4 protein-coding genes are annotated in these 2363 nt (G+C 56.6%); all 4 read right to left on the reverse strand.

Annotation, left to right across the window (positions count from 1 at the left end):
- The coding region (locus XAXN_RS11105; protein ID WP_054319593.1) for a transposase at positions 1-199 on the reverse strand (199 nt) is incomplete at its 3' end.
- A gap of 88 nt (positions 200-287) precedes the next feature.
- The gene (locus tag XAXN_RS11110) at positions 288-542 is read right to left on the reverse strand and encodes a MafI family immunity protein (protein ID WP_054319594.1); all 255 of its coding nucleotides are present in this window, start codon (positions 540-542) and stop codon (positions 288-290) included.
- Positions 543-548: 6 nt separating this feature from the next.
- On the reverse strand, positions 549-953 hold the full coding sequence (locus XAXN_RS23090) for an EndoU domain-containing protein (RefSeq protein ID WP_241148138.1): 405 nt from the start codon (positions 951-953) through the stop codon (positions 549-551).
- Positions 954-1364: 411 nt separating this feature from the next.
- On the reverse strand, positions 1365-2363 hold a 999-nt coding region (locus tag XAXN_RS11115), incomplete at its 5' end, for a hypothetical protein (protein ID WP_054319595.1).

Here is a 2363-nt window from a genome sequence, read left to right on the forward strand (position 1 = left end):
TCAGCCGCCGAACCTCCGCGCTCTGGTCCACCTCGGCGCGCTGCACGACGCCGGGCTTGCCGAACTTGCGCAGCCAGGCGTACAGGCTGTGCGTGGTAACACCCAGGCGCTCGGCGACTTCTGCCACTTTAAACCCGCGATCGGTCACTTGGCGGACCGCCTCGACCTTGAACTCATGTGTATACCGCTTACTGCTCATGGACACCTCCGAATTAGCCATTTTCCATGGCCTTGAGATGTCTAGGAAAGCCTGGGCGTATCAGAGCATGTTTCTTCAAGGCGAAAAACTAAATCCTCAAATCCGCCAAGTGAATAAATGGTGGCCGCTCTGGATCCAATCCCAAATGTGAAATCAACTCCATGATCTCGTCATACTCCTTTGAATCAAGGACGACGTCATGCTCCAAAAGATGGTCACATAGAATCTCGAAAGCCAATGCACTTTCGCCATAATCAATATAATTCAGGGCGCCATCGATAACCGAATTTTCCAACCTGCCGGAGAATTTGCGCCCAAAATCATATATTCTTTGATTAATCATAAAAATTCATTCAATCGTTTTTAACGAGGGCATAGGTGTGTCGTCAGGAAAGGCCGTAATGACCTTCCCAATCGCCGGCTGATAAACAACGCGAATACGAACACCCCCACGCACTTCAAATGCGACCCACTTTGCTGGATCACCCCGGCGCGTATAGATTTCACCAATGCCAGTCTGCGCATACCACGTCGTTTTAGGGCATGTGGCGATGTCGCCAATTTCATGGATGATCTTATCTGCCCCCCACGATTGCGGGAATACGCTCTTTTCGTGCTGCCCTGGCCACATATGCCCACCACTTCCAGATCCGTCCCCATATAGTATGTGCTGTCTGATCTCGGGTGGAATGATGTCCACATAGTTGTTCGGCTCTGCCATTGGGCTGACGTGGTCGATGCCAAGCGCATCCATCTGCCCGGGGTTTACGTCCTGCGGCCCCGAGGCGCTGGCCCTGAGCGAATGTGGCCCCGTTCGTGTCCGTCGGACGGGCGCAGGAGTGAGGAAGGCAAGTGGGGTGTGGCGTGCTTGGGCGTCGTGGGAGGCAACAGACACAGACGTGGCCGACTGGATGTAGTCTCCCCGCTGCAGCAGGCTTGTCAAGGATCTGAAGACTGTAATCATCCGATAGCTCCGGATCGAGCAGGTTGGGATCTTAGGGCCTTTCTCTCCTGATGATGCTTGGCACGAACAAAGCCAATGTCAAAAGCCGTAAGCGGCCCGAAGGTTGGCTGACTTGAGGCGCGAGGTGGCTCATGCGATACCGTCGCCGTCGGCAGGACCGATAGTGCGTATCGCGGTCTGCAATACTGCTTGCGGCAGTCTTCATTTCCGGGCTTTCTCAATCACGTTGCCGAGGAAGGAGGAATTGCGTTGCAACACCTGGTTCACCAGCGCGGCATCCGGCATCCAGCCCGCGTCAGACATGCCTTTCAATTGATCGCCCAACGAGCGCAAGGACGCCGTGGCGGAGTCGACATCGAGCGCGGCGTACCACTGCTTGACCATTTCCACTTCAGGCGTGGCTTGCCCGTCAAGCGCCTCGCGTATGGCCTCGATGACCATGGCATGTACGCCCTCCAGGCCTCTGGCATAACGACTGCTCATCACGCTTGCATGAAGCAGCGCTTCCAGCGCCCGTGCCGGGGTCTGAATGACGTCTCCCCAACCATACCGAAAAGGCTCCCGTGAAGTTGCCGGAGCATCCTTCTCCCGGTCGTAGCGAAAGCCGGTCACATCAATGCTGATGACCTTGTGGCGTGCATCTTCTCCGGGAATGACCAGCATATTGTCAGGGCCCAGATCAGACGCTTCGCCCAGGGTCAGCCTGACCAGCAACGAGGCGAACAGCCCGTCCAGACCGTTGTGGCGCAGTGTGTCGACCAATGCCTGTTTGCCCGTACGGAGATTGACCGGATCGTTGATCCGCGCAAGCAGCGCGTGGTCTTCGGCCAGTTCGTCCGCCCGCACACCACTGCCGGCTGCGGCGCTTTCGACACGGGCAGCGGATTGCTTGGCCTGTGCAAGCGAAATGTCAGGCGGCAGAAACGCCTTGGTCAGGAATGTATCCAGTGGCTCTGCATCATGAATGAGTCGCGAGGCGATCAAGGCGTTGTTGGGCAGTGTCAGCAGCGATGAGTCCGGAATGTGTTGCCGCGACAGATGGCGTTCTTGCAGCGCATTGACCAGATCCTGTGCGGCAGCGACGTTGATGACGTCAAATAAGACGGGGATGCCAAGGGGATTGCGCAATCGAGGATCAGCGGCAACCAGGCTGTCGTGAATCCCGCAGACATCGTCGATGTCTAAGGCAACGCTGATCAA

The organism is Xanthomonas axonopodis, from assembly GCF_001304695.1.
In the GTDB taxonomy this organism is placed as follows: Bacteria; Pseudomonadota; Gammaproteobacteria; order Xanthomonadales; family Xanthomonadaceae; genus Xanthomonas; species Xanthomonas axonopodis.